Genomic DNA, 16462 nt, shown 5'->3' on the forward strand with positions numbered 1-16462 from the left:
GTCACTTCCCTCCACAGGTCAGGTGGGCCAGCAGTTGGCCACTGCGGACCTGGGGCATCGGGACCGGTCCGTTCGGGGGCTCGATCGTCGCGGCCTCACCCACGGCCCACACCTCGTTCGGGCCGGCTCCTTCGATGGCCACGTAGTCGTAGATGTACTCGCTCGGCTGGGCACCCTGCGGCTTGACCTCGGTCCATGCCGTGCCGTCCCAGTGCGCCACCATCACCTGGGTGTACGAGGGGGCGACCACCGCCCAGACGTCGTCGGTGCCCGCGACGTACACGTCACGCACGTACGAGGCGTCGAACTGGCCCCGGGGAACGTCCGGGACGGCGTCCCACCGCTCGCCGTCCCAGCGGGTCAGCACGGGCTTCCACGTGGTCGGGTCCAGGGGGCTGCCGGTCATCCCGCCCAGCCAGACGTCGCCGGCGCCGTCCACGTCGATCGTGAAGACCTGCGCCGTGGCCAGTTCCTCGGGCAGCGTCACCCGCTGCCACGCCGTGCCGTCGTAGCGCAGGACCAGGGCCTGCGCGTTGCCTTCGGCGTCCCGACCGGAGCCCGCGGCCCAGACGTCGGTGGCGGAGACCGCCGCCACCTTCTGCAGGTACGCGTACCGCGTGCCGGCCGCGGGCTGGTCCACGACCGTCCACCGGGTGCCGTCCCAGTGCTCGATCAGGGCCCCGGACGAGCCCACGTTGCCGACCGCCCAGGCGTCGTCGGGTGCCACCGAGGCGACACCGGCCAGTTCGGCGCCGCCCTCCGCCGGCCTGGGCGACACCGCGCCGGGCACCAGCGTCCACCGGGTGCCGTCCCAGCGGGCCAGTGGGTTTGCCATGTTCAGTCCCATGGTGGGGATGTCACCGGAGACCATGGCCCAGCCGCTGCTCGGGGAGTCGTAGGACATGCCGGTGGTGCGGAAGAAGCCCTGGTCGATGCCGACGGGTCCGGGTATCTGGGCGTCGTCCTCCCGCAGGGCGGTGCCGTCCCAGGTGAGGGTGCGGCTCCCGCCGCCCTGCCGGTTCTCGGCGAAGACGACGTCGTTCTTGCCGTGCACGGTGACGGCGCTGATCTTGGCGTCGGTCTGGACCGGCGCCTGTTCGACGGTCCAGGTGGGGGTGCAGGCCCGTGGGGCGGCCCCGGCCGCGGGGGTGCCCGTGGTGAGGACGGTGGTCAGCAGGGCCGCGGTGCCCAGGGCGACCGCGCCCCGGCGGAGCCGTCCGCGTGGACGAGTGGGTGTGTTCATGCCGGTCTCCTAGAAGGCGCCGGTGCCGTTGGGGGTGCCCATGCCGCTGGGCCCGTCGTAGCCGCGGGTCGCGGTGCAGAGCTTGTCTCCGCCGCAGGCGCCGTTCGCGCCGGCGGTGATGTCGAACAGGTACTGGGCGTTCTTGTACGGGCGCTGCGCGGCGGGGGTGGTGGTGTCGGTGCCGGCCAGGCCGTACACGCCGGCGACGAACGAGGACGACACCGGGGTGCCGACGACGTTGCTCCAGCCGCCCAGGTTGCTGCTGTAGATCCGCACCGGTGTGCTGTAGGCGCCGACGGCGGCGACGTCGGCGACGGTGCGGCGGTCCCCGCAGGCGTCCTTCCGCTGCCAGGACGCCTTCTTCTCGTAGAGCGAGCAGCCCGAGCCGGTCGACGACCAGGCGCGCTCCGCCCAGCCCCGGGCGCTGCCCGGGTCCGCGAACAGCTCGGTGGCGCCGACCGCGACCACGGAGTTGTAGGCCGAGGGCATGAGCTGCCGGCCGTCGGTGTTGAAGCCCTGCCCGGCCTGGGCGGTGATCGCCACACCGGGGTGGTCGAAGGACTTCGCGTACGCCGACTGGCCCTCGAACTCGTAGTAGGCCCACATCACGGTGACCGCGTCGGCGCCCTGGTCCACGGCCTGGTCGACCGCGGCGGCCATGCTCTGCGGGGTCTCGTCGTCGGCCTCGACCAGCAGCAGGTCGCAGTTCGGGCAGGCGGCGGACGCCATCTGCAGGCCGACGGCGCCGTGCGCCTGCCAGTTGGGGTTGGCCGGCGGGAGGGTCTCCCCGCCGCGTTGGTTGACCTTGCGGAAGCAGCCGCGCTCCGCGCCGCACTCCGAAAGACCGCTGCCCTCCCGGTAGGCGGCCAGGTCGAAGGCGGCGCTGGTGTTGTCGTAGGGGACGACGACGGCGATGGTCTGCCCGCCGCCGAGCCAGTCCGAGCGCAGGTTGTACGCGTCCTGCAACTCCGCCGCCGTCAGCCCGCCACCGACGGTGTTCGGGCCGACCGACGTGCCGTCGTCGTCGGTGACGACGGAGAGCAGGCACAGCGCCTCGCCGGTGTCCCGCGGACAGGCCGGGCGGGTGGTGGCGCCGTCGGAGCCCTGGGGCGCCGTGGCCGCCCCCCGGGGGCTGTTCGCCGAGCCGGGGGTGGCGAGGGCGGTGAGGACGGTGACCAGCGACACCGCCGCCACCGCCACGGTGCGGCGCAGGCGTCTGCCCGGCCGGGTCTGTTCTTCCTGCCGTGAACGCATCTGGGTCTCCTGGCGGTCAGCCGGCGAGCCGGTACGCGCGGATGTTCGTCTGGGTGACGGCGTTGCCGTCGGTGTCCTCGGCGGTCACCCGCAGCGACACCCACCGGTTCGCGTCGGAGTACTCCGGGTGCGTGACCGACGCGGTGAGCGCACCGTCGGCCCGGCGTTGCGCCGCCTTCGGCGCCGACCAGGTCCGGCCGTCGTCGTAGGACACCTCGACGGTGCCGGTCACGCCCTCCGGGGCGGCCTGGTGCTGCTGGTGCGACACCCGGAACGCGACGTCGAGGTCCGTGCCGGCGGCGGCGCGTCCGTTGACGTCCAGGGCCAGGTCGTAGTGGACGAACAGCAGCGGCAGGAACGAGCAGGACACCGCGGGGTCCCAGCAGACGGCCCGATCGGGGAGCGACGCCGCCGGGTCGGTCGGCGAGGAACGGAACGTCCAGTCGGTGGTGTTCTTCGACTCCGGGGTGCCGGGGTCCGCTGCGCTCACGGTCAGGCGGTAGTCCGCCGGGCCGGGCACCAGGGGCAGCGCCAGCGGCGAGGGCCGCAGGTCGCTGATGGCGGTCCCGCTGTCGTAGGCCAACGCGCCGTCGCGGTAGAACCGCACCGCCGTGTCCGGGGCGTAGGCCGCGGCGTGCAGCGGGTCGGAGTCCCCGACGAGGTTGGCGTAGACCATGCCCAGGTCACCCTGGCGGCAGGCCAGGCAGGCCTGGAGCAGCGGGTCGCTGAGACTCGGCGTCGGCGACATGCTCAGGCCGTAGCTGGGAAGCTGCGCGTAGGGGGCCGTGGCGCTCGGCACGTCCGGGCCCTTGTTCCACACCTCCTCGATGACCTGCCCGGGGCGGACCTTGCGGCGCGGGCTGAGGATGGCCTCGCCCGCGTTCGGAAGCACCTGGGTCTGCCAGACCACCTGCTCCGGCCGGGTGGAGTACAGGTAGTCGGTGCGCGGGCCCGCCGCCGGGTTGAGGCCGAGCCCCCAGGTGTCCAACGTCCACGGCAGTTGCACCAGGTTGAGCCGGTGCTGCGGCGCGCCGGGCTCCGTCCCGTCGACCGGTGTGTTGTACAGCTCCGACCTGACCGTGGTGAGGTCCGCCACCTTGACGGTGTACGTCAACGAGGCGGGAATCCCGCCCTCCTCCGGGAAGACCAACTGGTACGTCGGGGCGTCGCCGATCGGGTCCTCCAGCCCCTCGCTCAGGGCCGTGGTCCCGACGAAGTCGAACTCCCCCTTGGTCACCGGGCTGGTCGGCGTCGCGAACAGGCCACGGTTGCCGTTGTACGGCTCGGAGCTCAGCCCCATGTTGAACCGGCCGAGCAGGGCCGACAGCCACTCGGGGGTGACGCCGGAGACGTCGCCCCTGACGCCGGTGCGCAGGAACCCGATGAACTCGCTGCGGACCATGTCCCGGTCGGCGCCGTTGTCCAGGCCCACCCGGTACGGCACGGCCCGCCGGGCGTCCAGCGTCACCGTGGTGTCCCTGGTGACCTTCACCTCCGGCTCGACCACCAGCGCCGCCCGGCTCGACAGGTCGTCGGCCGGCCCGGTGAACACGCTGGCCATCAGGGAGTACGTGCCCTCGGGCACGACGAACGACTTGGTGCCCTCGCTGCCGGGGAAGGCCAGGCCGACGTTGGCCAGCCGCCCGTCGTCGACGTTCTGCACGAAGCCGACCATCACCCCGGGGTTGCCGTCCCGGTCGATGCCGTTCACGGTCAGGGTGCGGTACCGCAGGCCCTTGGCCGACGTCTCCGACGCGGCGGTGGTGGCCGCCATCGGGTCGGCGGGCAGCTTCGGGGCGCCGGACGGGACGGCCAGGCCGATCCGGTCCACCCCGGGCAGGGCACCGACCGTGGCGTCGTGGGTCGCGGCGGTACGCCAGCGGCTGGCCAACAGCCGGCCCAGGCCCGCGGCGTCCTTCTTGGTCACCGTGGCTCTCACCCGGTCCGCGCCGGTGGTGGTGGTGACACGGGTGCCGGGCAGCGCCTCGGCGGTGGCCCGGCTCGCCTCGACGGTGACCGGCAGGCCGCTGGTGTGCCGGTCGTCCAGCTCCGCCCGCACCAGATAGCCGACGTTGAACAACCGGGCGTCCAGCGTGGACCCCAGGTACGGCACCGCCTCCGCCGGCACCACGTAGGTGTCCCCGGCGAACGTGAAGTGGGTGAACGTGCCCCCGGCCCGGTCCTCGCGCCCGGCCCGCGGCGCCGGGGTGGCGCTCTGGCTGCCGTCGGCCGCCACGCTCACCAGGAACCGGTCACCGGTCAGCAGCGTGACGGTGGTGGACGTGACCACCGGCGGCTCGGCGTCCTCGGCGGTGGCCGGCTGGCCGGCGGGGGCAGCGCCCGGGACGACCGGGGCCGCGGGCGTGTGGGCCGCCGCGGCGGTGGCCGGGGGGTCGGCCGTCGGGGAGACCGCGGCGGCGCCGGCCAGGCCGGCGCCCGCGGTGAGGGTGACGACGACGCCGATCACGCCGACCCGGGGCGGGCGCAGCCGGGGACGTGTTCGGGTCAATGCCGCGATCACGCGGAATCTCGACACGAGTTCCTCCAGTCGGTGGAAGTCGGTGGAAGTCGGTGGAAGGGGAGAGGGGGAGCGGCGCGCCCGGGCCCGCCGGGGCGGGCCGCCGGGGGCGAGGGGCCCGGGGCGTGGCGCGTCAGAGCAGCTCGAAGCCCTCGGGTGGAGGGGAGGGAGCGGGTGGCTGCGGCTCCGCGTCGCCGGACGCCGGGTCGGTTGACGCCCCGCCGGGCCCCGGGGTGGGGCCGGCTGCCGGCGGTGGGGCGTTCTCGTCCTCCGGCGGGGGCTCCGATCCCGTGCCCCGTGGTGGGGCGGTGTGACGATCGCCTGGTGGCGGTGCGGTGTCGGACATGACCGCAACCCTCCGCTCGGGAGGCACCCCCGGGTATGGGGAGAGGGGTAAGCAGAATTGCTTACCGCTCGCCCCCGGACGGCCCGAAGCTACGCATATACACGCTCAGTTCCACGCGTGAGCGCAGGTCAAGGCGGTGCAGTATGGCGCTGAGGTGCTTGTCGACGGTGCGGGTCGAAAGGAAGAGACGGCGGGCGATCTCACGGTTGGTCAGGCCCGCGGCGGCGAGCTCGGCCACCTCCCGCTGCCGGGGGGTCAACGCGGCCTCGGGGCCCGTCGCCGCGTCGCCGGCCCGCTCCTCCTCCGGCCCGGGGCGCCTGGCCACCGTCGGCCGCAGCCCGTTGCGGCGGGCCAGCCGGGCCGCCCGGTCGACGTCCCACCGCGCCCCCAGCCGCGTGTACCCGTCGATGGCCCCGAGCAGTGCCGCCCCGGCGCCGGCGTCCCCCGCGGCGAACAGGCACCGCGCCGTGTGCTCCGTGGCCTGCGCCGCCTCGTACCCGAGCCCCAGCGCCCGGAACCCCTCGGCCGCGGCGGTCAGGTGCCGGGCGGCGGCCCCGCCGTCCTGACCGGCGGCCAGCAGACCACGGGCGTGGTCCAGGGTGGGGGCGATCAGCGGGAGGTCGAGGCCGACGAGGTGACGCTCGTACCTGGCCACGGTCGCCTGCGCGGCGCTCCGGTGGCCGGCCTGGAGCAGCGCCTCGACCAGCGCGGGCAGGGCGCAGACCCCCACCGCCCACAGCTCCTGGTCCTCCCAGTCGGCGATGTCGGCGGCGCACTCGTCGAGCACCGCGGCGCTCGCCCGCCGCGCCACCGCGAGCCGCAGCAGGGCGGTGACCACCATCGGCATGAGCGAGACCAGACCGCCTTCCCGGATCCGGCGCACCACGTCGCGGAAGAGGTCCCCGGCGTGGTCCAGCTCCCCCGTCGCCAGCATCAGGCAGGCCCAGGCCGCGTCCACGGCGCCCCGGTCCGCCGGGCGCTGGATCATCTCCCCGTGCAGGAACGCGAACTCCTCCGCCAGGCCGTCCCAGGAGCCGGTGCGGAACCGGGCCGCGGCGGCGTACGCGCGGGCGCAGATCTCGGGGAACCCCCCGGCGTCCAGCGCGACGGCACCGTCCAGCGCGGCCTCGAGGAACCGGTCACCCGCCTCGCCCCGCCCCACCTGGTGGGCGGCGAGCCCCACCGAGTAGTACGCGCTGATCTCACTGCGCTGCCGGGGGCGGCCGTCGGTCTCCGCGGTGATCCGGTCGGTGAGTTCCACCCACCGGGGGTCGCCCCGCCACACGTACGCCATCGCCACCTTGCCGAGCAGGAACATCCGCAACGTGCGGTCCCCGCCCTCCGGGTAGGTGCGCAACGCCCGCTGGAGCCACCGGTCCTGCTCGGCCCACGGGAGCCCGGGACGGCCGTACCAGCCCAGCGCGACCATCGCCCAGGCCGCCAACTGCGGCTGCTGCTCCAGGTGCTCCACGGCCTCCGCGAGGAGCCGGTACCGGTCCGCCCGGTCCGACATCGGCCCCTTCAGGTCCTGGTGCATCGCCAGCAGGAACAGCAGCTCACCGCGGACCGCGGGGGTCGGGTCGTCCTCGAGCACCGCCGTCAACAGGTCCGCCACGTCGGGCAGGTGCAGCATCCGGGACGCGTCCCAGCCCAGCCGGACCGTCAGCCGCTCGCGGTGCCCGGCGGACAGCGGGGCGTGGCGCAGCACGTCCTGGAGGAGCCGTGCGGCCTCCGCGTGGTCGCCCAGCGCCCTGGCCTGGTCCGCGGCCCGCTCCGCGGCGTCCACCCACTGCGCGGTGCGGCCGGCCTCCCGCAGGTGGTGCGCCATCCGCCCCAGCGGCACCGGGGTGACCTCACGCAGCGCGTCGGCGGCCCGGGCGTGCAGGTGCGCCCGCCGGCTCGCGCCGATCTGGTCGTGGATCGCCTGGGCGGCGAGCACGTGCCGGAACGCGACCCCCTGGTCCCGCTCCAGCAGCAGACCGGACTCCAACGCCTCGTCCAGCCCGTCCGCCGCCTCCGCCTCGGTGAGTCCGCAGACGTCGGCGAGCAGCCCCGGCCGGGCCGTGGTCTGGAGCACCGCCGCGGCCTCGAGCAGCGCCCGCGCCGGCTCCGACAGCCGGGCCGCGCGTTCCCGCACCGGGTACCGCACGCCGGCGGGGACCTCGAGCTGCTCCAGCGCCCGACGCACCCAGCCGCCCTCCCACGGGATCAACTCCCCGCGCACCCTCAGCAGGGCCAGCAGTTCCTGGACGGCCAGCGGCAGCCCGGCGCTGCGTTCCCGCACGTGCTCGGCGAACGCCTCGGACACCGCGTCCGTCCCCAGGATCACGCCCACCAGGTCCCGGGTCTTCGCCGCGTCCAACGGCTCCAGGGCGAGGTGGTCCCTGGTCACCGCGTCCGGCAGCCGGGTGGCGAGCGCCTGCACGTCGGGGCTGGTCTCGTCCCCGCGGTAGGTCAGCACGACGGACAGCCCGACCGGGGCTCGGGACAGCAGGTAGCCGAGGAACTCCACGGTCTGCTCGTCCGCCCAGTGCAGGTCCTCCATCACCAGCACCACCGGGCCGAGCGCGGCCAGGACCTCCCGCAGCCCGCGGAACAGCCGGTGCCGCTCCGCCGCTCGGTCGTCCAACGGTTCCGGGGCCGGCGGCAGCACGTCGCCCAGCTCCGGGAGCAGCCCCCGCAGCGCCCCCGCCACCGGGCTCAACGCCGCCCCTTCCGCGAACGCGTGGCCGGTGTCGCGCAGCGCGTCCACCACCGGGCCCAGCGGGAACGGCTCCCGGATGCGGGCGCAGGCTCCGGTGAGCACCCGCCGCCCGGCCAACTCCGGGTGCCCGGCCAGCTCCGCCACCAGACGGGACTTGCCGATCCCCGGCTCGCCCTCGACCACGGCCAGCGCCGGGGCGTGACCGACCGTGGCCACCAGCCGGGCCAACTCCGCGCCCCGGCCGACCAACGTGTGGGAGACCACCCGGCCAGCAGGTGGCGGGCCCTGTGTGCTCATCTGCCCGTGGCCCCCTGCCGTGCCGTGATCGCCGGCTCATTGAAAGCCGGCCTTGTCGGGCATGTCAACCGTTCCCGCACGTGGCGGAACCGTTGGTACCGCCACCCGCGGGGAGTCCCCGAGGGGCCCGCCGGAGAAGCGCGCGGAGCCGTGAGCGGGACGACGGGGGCCAGTACCGGGGGCGGGAGGGGGTGCGCGGGTGGGCTCGTGCTCCGCGGTGGTCAGGCGCCGGGTCCGGTGCCGGTGTCCGCCCTCCGGGTCCGTGCGCGGAAGGTGCGGCGGTAGGTGTCGGGGGGCACGCCGACCGTGCGGTTGAAGTGCCGACGCAGCGTCGTGGCGGTGCCCATGCCGGTGGCCGCCGCGATGGTCTCGACGCTGTCGTCGGTCTTCTCCAGCAGTTCCTGGGCGTGGCGGATCCGCTGCGTCAGCAGCCACTGCAGGGGGGTGGTGCCGGTGGCCGCCCTGAAGTGGCGGCCCAGGTGGCGCGAGCTCATCCGTGCCTGACGGGCCAGGTCCTCCACGGTCAGCGGCTGGTCGAGGCGTTCGACGACCCAGGGGAGCAGGGCGGCGAGCGGGTGGTCGTCCTGGGCGGGCACCGGCGTGGGAACGAACTGGGCCTGGCCGCCGGCCCGGTGGGGCGGTACGACCAGGCGGCGGGCGGCGGCGTTGGCGACCGACGAGCCGTGGTCGAGGCGGATGAGGTGCAGGCACAGGTCCATCGCGGCGGCCTTGCCGGCGGAGGTGAGCACGCTGCCGTTGTCCACGTAGAGCACGTCGGGGTGGACCTCCACCCGGGGGTAGCGGGTGGCCAGGGCCTCGGTGTGCGCCCAGTGCGTGGTGGCGCCTCTCCCGTCCAGGAGGCCGGCTGCGGCCAGCACGAAGGCGCCCGTGCAGAGGGAGACCACGCGCGCGCCTGCCTCGTGGGCCGCACGCACCGCGTCGACCAGGTCGGCGGGTGGGTCCCGGTCGATGTCGGCCCAACTCGGGACGATCACGGTGTCGGCGTGCTGGAGCCGGTCGAGCCCGGCGTCGGGTTCCAGCCGGAAACGGCCAACCCGCACGGCGGCCGGTCCGCAGGCGGTGACGTCGTACCAGGGAACCGTCACTCCGTCCGGGGCGGTACCGAAGACCTCGTACGCCAGGGACAACTCGAACTGCATCATTCCGTCGACGACGGCCACCGCGACAGTACCCATGTCCGGAATTGTATGAGGCGCGTCGTTACGGACACTCGTGGAGGGCGCCCTCCCCCACCACGATGGTCGGAGTGGATCACTCGAGCACAGGAGAGCGCAATGGGATCGGGGCAGACGGTGGCGGTGTTCGGCGCGTACGGGCACACCGGGCGGTTCGTGGTGGCGGAGCTGCGGGAGCGCGGGTTCGTCCCGGTTCTCTCCGGCCGCGACGCCGACAGGCTGCGGGCGTTGGCGGAGTCCCACCCCGGGCTGGAGGCCCGGCCGGCGTCGGTCGGTGATCCCGCCTCGCTCGACCGTGCCCTGGCCGGGGCGGCGGCGGTGATCAACTGCGCAGGGCCCTTCGCCGTGACCGCCGCCCCGGTGATCGAGGCGGCTCTGCGGGCCGGGATCGCGTACGTCGACGTGGCGGCCGAGGTCGAGGCCAACGTGGACACGTTCACGCACTACCAGGACCGCGCCCGCGCCGCGGGAGTCGTGATCGTCCCCGCGATGGCCTTCTTCGGCGGCCTCGGCGACCTGTTGGCCACGGCGGCGATGGGAGACTGGACGGCGGCCGACGAGGCCCACGTCGCCTACGGGTTGAGCGGTTGGCGGCCCACGGGCGGGACCCGGGCGTCCGGCGTGGTCTCCCGACAGCGGCGAGGCGGCGCCCGGGTCGTGTACAGGAACGGCCGGCTGGACCACCGCCGGGACGAGGCGACGACCCTCCTGTGGCCCTTCCCCGAGCCGCTGGGCACCCGGCCGGTCATCGGGGAGTACACGATGGCCGATGTGGTCACCATCCCCAGCCACCTGTCCGTCCCCGAAGTCCGCACCTACATGACGACCGAGGCCGCCAGGGACGTGGCGGCCCCGGACACACCGGCTCCGGGCACCGTCGACGAGCGCGGTCGGTCCGCGCAGACCTTCCTCGTTGACGTCGTCGTGCGCTCCGGCGGCATCGAACGGCGCGCCGTGGCCCGCGGCCAGGACATCTACGCCGTCACCGCGCCGCTCGCGGTGGAAGCGGTCCACCGCGTCACCACCGGACGGACCAGGGCGGTGGGCGTCGCCTCCGCCGGCGAGGTCTTCGACGCGCCCGACTTCCTCCGCGCGCTGTCCTCACACATCTCCCTGGAACTGCCTCCGCGGCGCGGGGACCGCCCAGGGGTCCGCAGCGGGCGGGCCGTCCACGCCGCGCGCCGCGCCGCCGTGGTCCCGGCGAGCGCCTCCACCGCCCCCGCGCGGACGCACACGGCGCCCACAGCCGACCGACCACTGGCGGTCACCGAGGAGCAGCCCCGCCCACGGCGCGGCGGCACACCCGGGGGCGGGGCCGACGGCCCGCGGGGGCGGGGTTCGCGGATGGCCTGCGGCGCGGAACGTGATTGGTGACAATGTGGCATGCTCATCCGTCGTCTCAGCTACGTACTGGGCCAGGAGCCGGCCACCGGGGTCACCCGCCTGCTTCCCGTGCTGGAAGGGGCGGAGGGGACCGCGGCGCCCGACGAGTTGTCGGAACGGGTGGAACGCCTGGTGCTCCTCACCCACCGGGAACCGCGGGTGGGTGCGGACCTCCCGGTCGGGACGCTCAGTTTCAGCAGGTTCCCCGACGGCAGTGGGCTGCTGTGCAACGTCCGCGCGGGTGGCGCGCCCGGCTCCGAGGGGGCCTGCCGGGTCGAGGCGGTGCACCTCGCCCCCGGCTCCGCGGAGCTCGAGCGCCTGTGGCCCATCGACACCTGGCACTCGCCCTCGTGGGAGGCCGCCGCCGGATCGGGGGGAGCCGGGGACGCCCTGCTTCCGGGTGCCCGTTTCACCCAGGAGCTGCTGGTGCGCTTCGTCGGTGAGCGCTCCGCGCGCGTCGCCCCGTTCCTCGCCGACGTGCGTCGGCTGTTCGAGGACCCCGCGGGGCGGCAGGTCGTCGTCGCGGAGCGCGACCCGGAGACCGTGGCGCTGTGGATCGCGCTGGCCTGCGCCTCGTTGCCGGACGAGCACGCCCGGGCGCTGACCTTCGTCATCCGGACCACGAGCCCGGCCCGCGCCCCCCAGCAGGTCGTGGGGATCGGACCGGAGGCGGACTTCGACCGGTCCGACCCGGTGGTGCTCGAGCACCTGTACCGGGTGCACGACGGCCTCGGCGGTCCCGGGAGCCCGGCGCGCACCGACCCGTGGTCCGAGTTGACGGCCTGGCTGTGGCTGGCCGGTGTCCAGCCCCGCTCGCACGCCGGCACCCGGCCGTCGGCGGACCCGTTCGCGTTGGCCCCGTTGGTGGCCGCCGCGCTGCGCACCGGTGCGCTGCTGGAGACCGACCCCGCTCCGTTGACCGACGACACGGTGCGGGCCATGGTGCCCGTCCTCGCGGCGTCGGCGGGTCAGCCGGGACTGGTGCCGGGCGACGACGACCACCTGGTGCGGGTCTGCCGGAGGCTGGGCCGCGGCCGTGCCCCCGACGTGGTCGAGCCGCTGGCGCTGGCCGTCGCCAGGGCCTGGCTGGGGGCCGTCCTGGACGGCACGGTCCCTCCGGAACCCGACGTGACCGGGGAGCTCCCGCTCGGCGCCGGGGCGCGGCGGGCGCTGCGGGAGGACTTCGGCCTGCGGCTCGAGGAGGACCTGCGGCGCCGGCTCCGTGGTCCGGTCAGCGACTGGGCCGGTCCCCTCCGCCTGGCGTTCACCCTGGGGTCCGGCACCGGCCGGGTCGTCGAGGACGCCGTCGAGGGGCTGGTGCGGGCCCTGTTGTCGTCTCCCGAGGAGGGGGCCTCCGCCGAGGCCGCGGCTGTGCTCGAGCACGTCGCCCATCCCGAGCTGACCGGCAGGGTGCTGGGCCGGCTGGGCGCGGAGGCGACGGGCTGGAGACTGGGCAACCTGCGGGCGCTGGCCGCTTCGCCGCAGGGGCACTGGCTGTTGCGCGACGCCGATGACGCGCCGCTCGTCCTCCGGCTGACCTGGGCCGCGGCCGGGTACGGCGGACCGCCGCACGGTCTTGGCGGTGGCGAGTTGTGGGAGAAGCTCAGCGAGACGCTGCCCGGCGGCACGGTGCCGGACGCCGACACCCTGGTGGCGATGTGGCGCCTCGTGTGGGACAACGGCCGTCCGGCGAACGCCGACGTGCCCGCGGTGGTCCGGGTCGGTACGCCCCGCCTGATCGTCGAGGCGAAGCTGGCGAACCGCCTCCTGCCGTGGCTGGTCGCCCCCGAGCAGGTCTCCCCGGAACTCGTCGGTTTCGCCCGGGCCGTCCTGCACGGTGCGCTGCTGGGGTCCCGGGAGCGGGCCACGGCGCAACTGCTGGTGCTCTGCGCCGACACGATGTCCGGCACGGTCCCGCTGGCCGCGGCCGTGGAGCGGGTCGGAGTGCTGCGGGCTCTGGCCGAGCCGCTCTCCGAGCCGCTGTGGCGGGGTGTGGCCGCGCGGCTCGCCGTCGGCCTCGCCAGGGCGGAGCCGTCGGAGGTGAGCCAGCTCCGCGTGGTCCGTTTCCTGGCCACCGCCGACCGCGCGCTGCTGCGGGAGTACCGGTCGGCGGTGCTGTCCCACTACCTCCAGGGGGCCACGACCGGCGCGTTGGCACAGTGCCCGCGTGATGTCGCCCGCCTGTTCTACGCCTGGTCGCTGCGGATGGACGGGGCCACCGACACGTGGCAGCAGGTGACCCTGGAGCTCCGCCGCGACGTCCTCGGCGCGGCCCTCGGGCGGATGGGCGACCAGGAGCTGCGGGAGGTGCCCGCCCATCTGCCCCGGACGGACGAGAAGTGGCAGCAGGCCTGGCAGCAGTGGCTCCGGGACACCTGAGCCGGAGGTCCTTCGAGGGACACCGGGCGTCCCGGGGCCGGTGTCGCCGGGCAGGTTCCGGACGGGCGGGGAACCTGCGCGTTCGGTCCTCATTGCTGACGCCAACTCAGTTACGCTGCATGCACACTCGGTTTCAACCGGTGCGACCACTGTGGAGTCCCGGGTGCGGGGGAAACCGTCACGGGGGAGAGGACCAGCGTGAACGACACCTTTGACGTTCCCGGCGGGGAGATGGCCAACCGTCCGGCACACTTCATCTGGCTGCTCGACTGTTCGGGCTCCATGAGTGTCAACGGCAAGATCGGCGAGTTGAACTTCGCCATCCGGGAGGCCATACCCGAGATGCAGCAGGCGGCGCTGTCCAACCCCGCCGCCTCGTTGCTCGTCCGGGCCGTCACCTTCGCCAGCGGCGCGAACTGGCACATCGGGGAGGCGACCCCGGTGGACCGGTTCACCTGGGAGGACGTCCACACCTACGGCGCCACCGACATGGGGGCCGCGTTCCGCCTGGCGGCGTCCGCGCTGCAGACCCCGCCGATGCCGCTGCGCGCCCTTCCGCCGGTGCTCGCGCTGGTCTCCGACGGCCAGCCCACCGACGACTGGCGCTCCGGCCTGCGCGCCATCGACGACACCCCGTGGGGCAAGCGCGCGGTGCGGGTGGCGGTCGCCATCGGGGACGACGCGGACAAGCGCATGCTGAAGGAGTTCCTCGCCAATCCCGAGCTCGAGCCGTTGTTGGCGAAGAACCCGCGGCAGCTCGCCGCCGCCATCCGGTGGATGTCCACGGCGGTGGTGAAGGAGGCCTCCGCGCCGAAGGTGGAGGACGCCAGGCCCGGTCCCGTGCTGCCGACGCTGCCGCTGGACAAGCACAACCCCGGCGAAGACATCTGGTGACCACCCGCACCACACCGGCAGGGACGTGGCACCTGCTCAGCGGCGCCGTCAAGGGGATCGGGAAGAGGTACAGCCAGGACCACGGTGCGGCGCTCGCCGTGGCCGGGGGCCGCGCCGTCGTGCTGGCCGTGGCCGACGGGCACGGTTCCGCCCCGCACTTCCGCAGCGACCTCGGTGCCCGTTGGGCCGTCGAGGAGTTCACCGCCTGCGCCGAGGCCTTCGCCTCCGCGGCGGTCCAGCACGGCGACGACGCGACGCGCCTGCCCTGGCTGCGCGCCGAGGCCCGTGCCCTCCCCCGGCAGTTCACCCACCGTTGGCGGCAGCGGGCCCTCCTGCACGACTGCAACTCGCCGGCGCACGGCGAGCCGCCCCGGCGGCGCACGGACGGCGACTCCCCCGACCTCACCGCCTACGGCAGCACCCTCGTCGGCGCGGTCCTCACCCCGGGTCTCGTGGTGTGTTGGCAGCTCGGGGACGGTGACGTCGTCCTGGTCCCCGAGGGCGGCACCCCGGGTACGCCGCTGTTCACCGGGCCCGAGATGGGGGACGAGACGGAGTCGCTGTGCCGTCCCGAGGCGTGGCGCGCGACGCGGCTCCACTGGCAACCGCTCACCGGGGACGACGCCCCCTGCGACGTCCTGCTGTCCACCGACGGACTGTCCAAGAGCTTCACCGACCACCAGGGGTTCCTGGACTTCGTCACCGGCGTGCGGAACCGCGCCGTGGAGCAGGGGCTGCCGGTGGTGCGTGCCCAGCTCGGCAACTGGCTGGCCAGGGCGGCGGCCCACTCCGGTGACGACACCACGCTGGTCGGGGCGCTGGTGGACAGCGCCCCCCACCCGCACCGCAACGATGACACGCGATCCACCCAATCCAGGAGAGACAGCATGGTGAACGGCATGCTCGCGGCCGGGCAGACCTTGGTGACGGAGGAGGGGGAGAAGGTCACGGTCGCCGAGCTGTTCGGCTCGGGTGGTCAGGGAGAGGTCTACCGGGTGCGCACCCGCAACGGCGACCGGGCCGCGAAGTGGTACTACCCGCAACTGGCGGACACCCGGCAGCGGCGCATCCTCGACGGCCTGATCGACCGGGGGTGGGCCGACGACCGCTTCCTGTGGCCGCGTTCCATCGTGACGTCCCCCGACTCCCGGGTGCCGGGGTTCGGCTACCTGATGGACGTGCGTCCCGATCGCTTCCACGGCCTGCCCGAGCTGTTCCGACGCGATCCGTCGGTGTCGGCCACCACCGTGCGCACGTTGGTCACCGCCGCCTTGCACACCGTCGAGGCGTACCGGACGCTGCACTCCAGGGGCATCGCCTACCGCGACATCAACTGGGGCAACGTCTTCTTCGACCCGGCCACCGGTGACGTGTTGATCTGCGACAACGACAACGCGGTGGTGGAGGGCGAGGACGCCGGGGTGGCGGGCACGATGGACTTCATGGCACCTGAGCTGGTGCGGCAGGAACAGGGGGTGCAGCCGGGCATCCAGACCGACCTGCACTCACTGGCGGTGCTGCTGTTCCTGCTGTTGATGAACCACCACCCGCTGGACGGCGCCCTGGCCCTGGGCATCCGGTGCATGGACGAGCCCGCCAAGCGCAAGCTGTACGGCACCGACCCGGTGTTCGTCTACGACCCGGCCGACGCCCGCAACCGGCCGGTGCCCGGTGAGCAGCCGACGGTCATCGCGACCTGGAGGGCGCTGCCGAAGATCCTCCAGGACCTCTTCGTCGCGACCTTCACCCGGGGGCTGCGGAACCCCGGCTCGCGGGTGCGTGAGTCGCAGTGGCGGGACGCGCTGAGCCGGGTCCTGGACGCCGTCACCGTCTGCCGCTCCTGCGGCCGGCAGAACATGACCGAACCGGACGGGCCGGCTCCGCAGTGCTGGAAGTGCGGCCGCACGCTGGTGCTGCCCCCGCTCCTGACGGTGACCACCGGAACGGGGACGCTGCGCACCCACCGCGGTATCCGGCTCGAACCCCACGCGCGGGTGTACGCGCACCACCTCGCCCACGACCCCGACCGGCACGACTTCACCGCCGTGGTGGGCGAGGTGACCGAGCACCCCCGGCAGCCCGGCCGGTTCGGGCTCACCAACCGCACGGCCAGCGCCTGGACGGTGCGGCGCGACGACGGCAAGGTCCAGGACGTGCTGCCCGGGAGGACGGTCGGCCTGCGGGCGGGGCTGCTGCTGGAGTTCGGCGGCGGCACGGAGGCCGTGGTCCGCGACTGACGGCGCGCCCC

At 74.4% G+C, this 16462-nt stretch carries 8 protein-coding genes and 1 pseudogene; 4 read left to right on the forward strand and 5 right to left on the reverse strand.

The features are described from left to right. Position 1: 1 nt before the first annotated feature. The 5 genes from A3IG_RS0117565 to A3IG_RS0117585 form a co-directional block, all read right to left on the reverse strand. The gene (locus tag A3IG_RS0117565; RefSeq protein WP_018384896.1) at positions 2-1243 is read right to left on the reverse strand and encodes a hypothetical protein; all 1242 of its coding nucleotides are present in this window, start codon (positions 1241-1243) and stop codon (positions 2-4) included. Positions 1244-1252: 9 nt separating this feature from the next. Beyond that, a complete protein-coding gene (locus A3IG_RS0117570) occupies positions 1253-2497 on the reverse strand; it encodes a S8/S53 family peptidase (RefSeq protein ID WP_018384897.1) in 1245 nt (414 codons plus the stop codon). A 16-nt stretch (positions 2498-2513) separates the two neighbouring features. Further along, the gene (locus tag A3IG_RS0117575) at positions 2514-5033 is read right to left on the reverse strand and encodes a hypothetical protein (RefSeq protein WP_158676915.1); all 2520 of its coding nucleotides are present in this window, start codon (positions 5031-5033) and stop codon (positions 2514-2516) included. A 389-nt stretch (positions 5034-5422) separates the two neighbouring features. After that, positions 5423-8362 carry a helix-turn-helix transcriptional regulator gene (locus A3IG_RS0117580; protein ID WP_026220370.1) on the reverse strand — a complete coding sequence of 980 codons (2940 nt, stop codon included), beginning with the start codon at positions 8360-8362 and terminating at the stop codon, positions 5423-5425. A 221-nt stretch (positions 8363-8583) separates the two neighbouring features. Then, positions 8584-9558 (reverse strand): helix-turn-helix domain-containing protein, encoded by a 975-nt coding sequence (locus A3IG_RS0117585; protein ID WP_018384900.1) that lies wholly within the window; start codon positions 9556-9558, stop codon positions 8584-8586. Between the two features lie 99 nt (positions 9559-9657). On the opposite strand from A3IG_RS0117585, the pseudogene A3IG_RS30170 reads away from it, so the two are divergent. The 4 genes and pseudogenes from A3IG_RS30170 to A3IG_RS35890 form a co-directional block, all read left to right on the forward strand. Continuing rightward, positions 9658-10680: pseudogene (locus A3IG_RS30170) on the forward strand (saccharopine dehydrogenase family protein); the annotation flags it as partial. Positions 10681-10941: 261 nt separating this feature from the next. Further along, positions 10942-13320: a GTPase-associated protein 1-related protein gene (locus tag A3IG_RS0117595; RefSeq protein WP_018384902.1), complete on the forward strand. Its 2379-nt coding sequence runs from the start codon at positions 10942-10944 to the stop codon at positions 13318-13320. A 231-nt stretch (positions 13321-13551) separates the two neighbouring features. Further along, positions 13552-14214, forward strand: a complete 663-nt coding sequence (locus tag A3IG_RS0117600) for a vWA domain-containing protein (RefSeq protein ID WP_040911825.1) — start codon at positions 13552-13554, stop codon at positions 14212-14214. Continuing rightward, the gene (locus tag A3IG_RS35890; RefSeq protein WP_018384904.1) at positions 14211-16451 is read left to right on the forward strand and encodes a protein phosphatase 2C domain-containing protein; all 2241 of its coding nucleotides are present in this window, start codon (positions 14211-14213) and stop codon (positions 16449-16451) included. Before A3IG_RS0117600 ends, A3IG_RS35890 begins: the two co-directional genes overlap by 4 nt. Positions 16452-16462: the final 11 nt, after the last annotated feature.

It is taken from the genome of Wenjunlia vitaminophila DSM 41686, from assembly GCF_000380165.1.
GTDB lineage: Bacteria > Actinomycetota > Actinomycetes > Streptomycetales > Streptomycetaceae > Wenjunlia > Wenjunlia vitaminophila.

What these genes read in the sequence shown, in the direction of transcription:
- A3IG_RS0117580 (WP_026220370.1), bottom strand. Translation starts at nt 8,362, where the DNA reads ATGAGCACACAGGGCCCGCCACCTGCTGGCCGGGTGGTCTCCCACACG.
- A3IG_RS0117595 (WP_018384902.1), top strand. Translation starts at nt 10,942, where the DNA reads ATGCTCATCCGTCGTCTCAGCTACGTACTGGGCCAGGAGCCGGCCACC.
- A3IG_RS0117570 (WP_018384897.1), bottom strand. Translation starts at nt 2,497, where the DNA reads ATGCGTTCACGGCAGGAAGAACAGACCCGGCCGGGCAGACGCCTGCGC.
- A3IG_RS0117565 (WP_018384896.1), bottom strand. Translation starts at nt 1,243, where the DNA reads ATGAACACACCCACTCGTCCACGCGGACGGCTCCGCCGGGGCGCGGTC.
- A3IG_RS0117585 (WP_018384900.1), bottom strand. Translation starts at nt 9,558, where the DNA reads ATGGGTACTGTCGCGGTGGCCGTCGTCGACGGAATGATGCAGTTCGAG.
- A3IG_RS0117600 (WP_040911825.1), top strand. Translation starts at nt 13,552, where the DNA reads ATGGCCAACCGTCCGGCACACTTCATCTGGCTGCTCGACTGTTCGGGC.